The sequence below is a fragment of the Antribacter soli genome (assembly GCF_021568775.1).
Classification (GTDB): Bacteria; Actinomycetota; Actinomycetes; order Actinomycetales; family Cellulomonadaceae; genus Antribacter; species Antribacter soli.
Map to the genome: position 1 here is coordinate 20,775 of NZ_JAKGSG010000039.1, position 6,227 is coordinate 27,001.

The 6,227-nt window shown below is 76.1% G+C and carries 4 protein-coding genes and 1 pseudogene; all 5 read left to right on the plus strand.

The window, feature by feature from the left end; genetic code table 11:
* Position 1: 1 nt before the first annotated feature.
* Positions 2–1,594: a PH domain-containing protein gene (locus L1785_RS14260; RefSeq protein ID WP_236089941.1), complete on the plus strand. Its 1,593-nt coding sequence runs from the start codon at positions 2–4 to the stop codon at positions 1,592–1,594.
* A 46-nt stretch (positions 1,595–1,640) separates the two neighbouring features.
* A complete protein-coding gene (locus L1785_RS14265) occupies positions 1,641–2,585 on the plus strand; it encodes a Rossmann-like and DUF2520 domain-containing protein (protein ID WP_236089944.1) in 945 nt (314 codons plus the stop codon).
* 35 nt (positions 2,586–2,620) lie between these two features.
* Positions 2,621–3,592, plus strand: a complete 972-nt coding sequence (gene panC / locus L1785_RS14270) for a pantoate--beta-alanine ligase (protein ID WP_236089945.1) — start codon at positions 2,621–2,623, stop codon at positions 3,590–3,592.
* A 56-nt stretch (positions 3,593–3,648) separates the two neighbouring features.
* Positions 3,649–4,062: pseudogene (gene panD, locus L1785_RS14275) on the plus strand (aspartate 1-decarboxylase); the annotation flags it as partial.
* Between the two features lie 374 nt (positions 4,063–4,436).
* Positions 4,437–6,131, plus strand: a complete 1,695-nt coding sequence (locus tag L1785_RS14280) for an L-aspartate oxidase (RefSeq protein ID WP_236089942.1) — start codon at positions 4,437–4,439, stop codon at positions 6,129–6,131.
* The last annotated feature ends 96 nt before the right edge of the window (positions 6,132–6,227 follow it).

The following is a 6,227-nucleotide window of genomic DNA, read 5'->3' on the forward strand; positions in this document are numbered from 1 at the left end:
CGTGGCCGCTGACGACCTGGAGTGGCGTCGCGTCCACCCCGTGACGCCGCTCGTGCGGGGCTGGACGGTCCTGGCGGCGGCCCTGGTCATCCTGGGCCAGCAGTCGGCGGACGACAGCGCCCGGGGCGGCGGCCTGATCGCCCTGCTGCGCAGCGGCCTGTGGTGGACGGTGCTGGTGGCGCTCGCGCTGGTCGCGCTCATCGGCTTCGGGTATGCCGCCCTCGCATGGCGCATGACGGCGTACGCGGTGGGCGAGGAGACGGTCCACATGCGCAAGGGCGTCCTGTTCCGGCAGCACCGGCACGCTCGCCTCGACCGGTTGCAGGCCGTCGACATCCGCCGTCCGCTCGTGGCGCGCTTCTTCGGGCTGTGCGAGCTGACGCTCGAGGTCGCGGGCGGCGGCGACTCCGGCGTCGCGATCGGCTTCCTGCGGGACGCGGACGCCGCCGAGCTGCGGGCCGAGCTCCTGGCCCGGTCGGCGGGTGTGCGCACGCCCGGGCACGGCACGCAGCCGGGGACCGCCGGGCCCGGCACCTCCCTGCCCGGCGCCACAGCGCCGCCCGGGACCGCCGCGCCCGACGCCGTCGGCGCGCCTGGCGCTGACGCCCCGCTGCGCGCGGACGGCGCCTTGGGTGAGGGAACGGCGGGCGACGTGGTGCACCCGGGTGCCCGACCGGCGTCGGGCAGCGCGACGCGCCCGGCGTTGCTGGAAGCGCCCGAGAACTTGGTCCTGACCGTCCCGGCGGTGCGGCTGATCGCCTCGCTGCTGCGCAGCAGCGCGACGATCGGCCTGGTGGTCTTCCTCGTGGGCCTCGTCGTCGTCGTGAGCGTGACGGGCCGGCCGGGCATCGCGTTGTCGATGCTGCCCGCCGTGCTGGGCGCGGGTGGCTACCTCTTCAACCGGTTCACCAACGAGTTCGACTTCCGCGTCGCGATCAGCGCCGACGGCATCCGGCTGCGCCACGGCCTGCTGGAGACGCGCGCTCAGACCATCCCGCCCGGCCGCGTCCAGGCCGTGGGCCTGACGCAGGGTCTGCTCTGGCGGGGGCGCGACTGGTGGCGCGTGCAGGTCAACGTGGCCGGGTACGGCGAGAAGGCCCAGACGAACGACGTGCTGCTCCCGGTGGGCACGCGTGAAGAGGCCCTGGTGGTGCTGTCGCTCGTGCTGCCCGACCTCGGCGTGGAGGACGCGAGGGCCCTGCTGGAGGAGGGCCTGTCGGGCGACTCCTCGGTCGGCGGCCGGTTCACCGGCTCGCCGCGGCAGGCCCGCGTCCTCGACCCGATCGCGTGGCGGCGGAACGGCTTCAGCGTGACGGGCCGCGCGCTGCTGCTGCGGCGCGGGCGCCTCAACCGGTCCCTCGACGTGGTGCCGCACGAGCGCACCCAGTCCCTCGCCGTCGTGCAGGGCCCGTGGCAGCGCCGGCTCGGCCTGGCCACGTTCGCCGTGCACTCGACGCAGGGCCCGGTGGGCCCCGTCGCGCCGCACCTCGACGCCGGGGACGCCGCCCGGCTGCTCGACGAGCAGGCGCGGCGCGCCCGCACCGCCCGCGCGAGCGCGGGACCCGAACGATGGATGGAGCTGCCCCGTGACTGAGCCGAACTCTCGCCGCGACGCCCCGGCAGCCGACGGCCGGACCGGTATGCGGGCGGGACGCCTGGGCGTCGGCGTGGTGGGCGCGGGCCGGGTCGGCGCCGTGCTCGGCAGTGCGCTGCGAGCCACCGGCCACGCCATCGTCGGTGCCACGGCCATCTCCGAGGCGTCGCGCGAGCGCGCCGACGCGCTCCTTCCCGGGGTGCCCCTGCTCGAGGTGCCGGAGGTGGTGGAGCGCGCGGAGCTCGTCCTGCTCGCGGTGCCCGACGACGCCCTGGCCGGCCTGGTCCTGGGCCTTGCCGAGGTCGGCGCCTGGCAGCCCGGGCAGCTCGTGGTGCACACGTCCGGGCGCTACGGGGTCTCCGTCCTCGAACCGGCCCGCGCAGCCGGAGCGATCCCGCTCGCGGTGCACCCTGCGATGACGTTCACCGGCACGTCGCTGGACCTGGCGCGGCTGGAGGGCTGCACGTTCGCCGTGACGGCGCCGGCGGCGGTGCAGCCGATCGGACAGGCGCTGGTCGTGGAGATCGGCGGGGAGCCCGTGATCGTCCCGGAGGAGACCCGCGGCCTCTACCACGCGGCCCTCGCGCACGGCGCGAACCACCTGGTGGTGCTGGTCGCCCAGGCCGCGCAGGCGCTGGAGGCCGCGGGCATCGAGAAGCCCGGCCGGGTGCTCGCGCCGCTCCTCTCGGCCGCGCTCGACGGTGCGACGCGGGCCGCCGACGCCCGCGAGGGCGTCGGCCCGGGCGCGATCTCCGCGCTGACCGGCCCGGTCTCGCGGGGCGACGTCGGGACGGTCGAGGAGCATCTGGCCGTGCTCGCCGACCTCGCTGCTCGCACCGGGGCCACCGACATCCCCGACAGCTACCGGGAGCTCGCCCGCGGCGCCGCGCGCCGCGCGCTGGCGAGCCACCGGATCGACGACACGGCGGCTCAGGCGTTGCTCGACGCCCTGGGCGGGCCGGAGTCCGCAGGAAGGAGCACCCCATCATGACGACGGACCCCGGCGCCGAGGCAGAAGCCGAAGCGATGCCTGCCGAAGGAGAACCGGACGCGCCCGGCCCGCTCGTGGCCCGCACGCGCGGCGAGCTGCGCGACGCGCTGGTCCGCTGGGCGATCGCCGCCCCGATCGATGCCGAGCCCGGCCGCCGCGCCGTCGTCATGACGATGGGCGCGCTGCACGACGGGCACCTGGAGCTGGTCCGGCGCGCCCGCAAGGAGGCCGGCCCGGCCGGCCAGGTCGTCGTGACGATCTTCGTCAACCCGCTGCAGTTCGGGAAGGGCGAGGACCTGGACAGCTACCCGCGGGACCTCGACGGGGACGTCGCCAAGCTGGCGACCGTGGGCGCCGACGTCGTCTTCGCGCCGACACCGGAGGTGGTGTACCCGGACGGCGGCCCGGTCGTGCGGGTCTCGGCGGGACGCGCGGGCGAGGTGCTGGAGGGGGTGTTCCGGCCCGGCCACATGGACGGCGTGCTGACGGTGGTGCTCAAGCTCGTGCACCTGGTGCGGCCGGACGTGGCGCTGTTCGGGCAGAAGGACGCCCAGCAGCTCCTGGCGGTACGGCGCATGGTGCGCGACCTGGATCTCGACATCGAGGTCGTCGGCGTGCCGACGGTGCGCGAGCCGGACGGGCTCGCCATGTCCTCCCGCAACGCGTACCTCGCACCGCAGGACCGGGAGCGTGCTCGCGCCCTGTCGCGCGCGCTGCGCGCAGGTGCCGCGTCCGGGTCGGAGGGGGCCGGCGCGGTGCTGGCCGCGGCGTCGGGAATCCTCAACGCCGCAGGGGGTGTTGTGGTGGATTACCTGGCTCTCGTTGATCCGGCTACCGTGGAGGACGTGCCGGCGGACCACACCGGTCCCGCGCTCCTCCTCGTGGCCGCGCGCGTGGGCACGACCCGACTGATCGACAACCAGGCCGTCGACGTCGTCGGACCGCCCGTGGCTGCTCCTGCCCCGGTGTCCGTGGCGGCGCCGTCCGGCCAGGAGGCAACGCCGTGACCGAGTACCAGCCCGCCCCTGCACCCGTGCGCAGACCGTCGTCGCTGCAGCGGCCCATGATGATCGCCAAGATCCACCGCGCGACCGTCACGCAGGCCGACCTGCACTACGTGGGGTCCATCACGGTGGACGCCGACCTGCTCGACGCAGCGGACCTGATCCCCGGGCAGCAGGTGGACGTGGTCGACGTGACGAACGGGGCCCGGCTGACCACGTACGTGATCCCGGGCGACCCGGGATCCGGGCAGATCTGCATCAACGGCGCGGCCGCGCACCACGTGCACCCGGGCGACGTCGTGATCCTGATCGCCTACGGCATGCTGTCCGACCACGACGCGCGCACCTTCCTGCCGAGCGTCGTCTTCGTCGACGAGCACAACCGCATCGTCGAGGTCGACGACGAGCCGGGGCACGTGCCCGACGGGTACGGCCTCGAGGAGAGCGGGATCCCGATCGAGCCGTTCCAGGAGGCGGGGCTCGTGCGGACGGCGTCGGGGCGCGCGTCGGGCGAGACGCACGGCTTCGCGCAGGTCACGCCCGTGGGCGTGCCGACGGGCCCGGTGCCTGGCGTTCCGACCGGGCCTGTGCCCGCCCTGACGACAGGCCCGGTGCCTGGCGTTCCGACCGGCCCCGTGCCGGCCGTGGCGACAGGCCCCGTGGCCGCCGTGACGGGCCCCGTGCCCGTGGCACCGCGCACCGCGCTGGAGTCCGCCACGCCCGGCGCGACCGACCGGCAGACCGGCGGCTCGGGCGCCACCGGCCCGTCGGGCCTGACGCCCGCGCAGGCGGCTCGGCTCGCCCAGATCGGCTTCGCGCAGGCCGACGTCTCCCCGAACGAGTCGCGGTGACGACGGCGGCGCCAGGCCCGGCCCCGCGTCTGGCGCGCACGCTCGCCGCGCCCGCCCCGGGGTGGACCACCCGCGTGGACGCGATCGTCGTCGGCTCCGGGATCGCCGGTCTCACGGCCGCGCTGGAGCTGCGCACGCGCGTGCCCCGGGTGCTGCTGGTGACGAAGGGCGAGCTCTCGTCCGGCTCCACCGTCTGGGCGCAGGGCGGCATCGCCGCGGCCCTCGACCCGGAGGACTCGCCGGAGGCGCACCTGGCGGACACGCTTGCCGCAGGCGGCGGCCTGAGCGACCCCGACGCCGTGAAGGTGCTGGTCACCGAGGGTCCCGAGCGGGTGCACGAGCTGGTGGCGCGCGGCGCCGTGTTCGACAAGACGGGCAACGGTGCGATCGCGCTGACGCGCGAGGGTGGGCACCGGGCGGACCGGATCGCGCACGCGGGCGGCGACGCGACCGGCGCGGAGATCTCGCGCGCGCTCGTGGCCCAGATCGACGCGGTCCGGGACGACCCCGGGATCGAGGTCGTGGAGAACGCGCTGGTCCTGGACATCCTCACCGGCGCGCCGGACGCGCAAGGCCGGCGCGCGGCCCGCGGCGTGACGCTGCACGTGCGCGGGACCGGCTCGCGAGACGGCGTCGGCGCGGTCCTGGCGCCGGCCGTCATCCTCGCGACGGGCGGGATCGGGCAGATCTATCGGTCGTCGACGAACCCGGCAGGGGCGACCGGCGACGGCATCGCGGCGGCGCTGCGCGCGGGCGCGGTGCTCGCCGACCTGGAGTTCGTGCAGTTCCACCCGACCGTGCTGTGGCTCGGGTCGGGCGCGAAGGGCCAGCTGCCGCTGATCAGCGAGGCGGTGCGCGGCGAGGGCGCCTGGCTGCTCGACGTCGACGGCCGCCGCTTCATGCCCGCGGTGCACGAGATGGCGGAGCTGGCCCCGCGGGACGTCGTCGCGCACGCGATCGTGCGGCAGATGACCGCGACGGGCGCCGACAACGTGCTGCTGGACGCGCGCCACCTCGGTGCGGACTTCCTGCGCGCGCGGTTCCCGACGATCACCGAGCGCCTCCTCGCGAACGGCATCGACTGGACCGAGGAGCCGGTGCCCGTGGCGCCGGCGCAGCACTACCACTCGGGCGGCGTCGTCACCGACCTGCTCGGACGGTCCTCGGTCGACGGCTTGTACGCGGTGGGTGAGGTGGCCTGTACGGGCGTGCACGGCGCCAACCGTCTCGCGTCGAACTCGCTCCTGGAGGGCCTGGTGTTCGCCTATCGGGCGGCGCGGGACGTGGCGGTGCGGTACGCGGCAGGCGAGCTGCGGGACGCGGCCGACCCGGTCGAGCGGCCGGGTGGCAGCGCACTCGTGGCCGCTACTGCACGGTCGCGGGTCCAGAAGGTCATGTCGGGCGGGTCGGGCGTGATCCGTTCGGCGACGTCGCTCGAGGCTGCCGACGAGCGCCTCGCCGCCGTCCGCGCCGACGCCCACCGGCGGTCGGACGTGGTCGCGGAGCCCCAGGCCGCCGAGTGGGAGACGACGAACGTGCACCAGGTGTCCCGCGCGCTCACCCGCGCGGCCTGGGAGCGCACGGAGACCCGGGGCGGGCACTACCGCGTCGACTTTCCGACGACGGAGTCCGAGTGGGCGCGTCGCGTCCTGGTCTCGCTGGACGACGACGGCACGCTGCGCGTGCGGTGACCCTTCGAGGCGTGGGGGGGGGTTGTGGGGGGGGGGGGGGGGGGGGGGGGGGGGGGGGGGGGGGGGGGGGGGGGCGCCCCCGCGGGGCCCAGGACG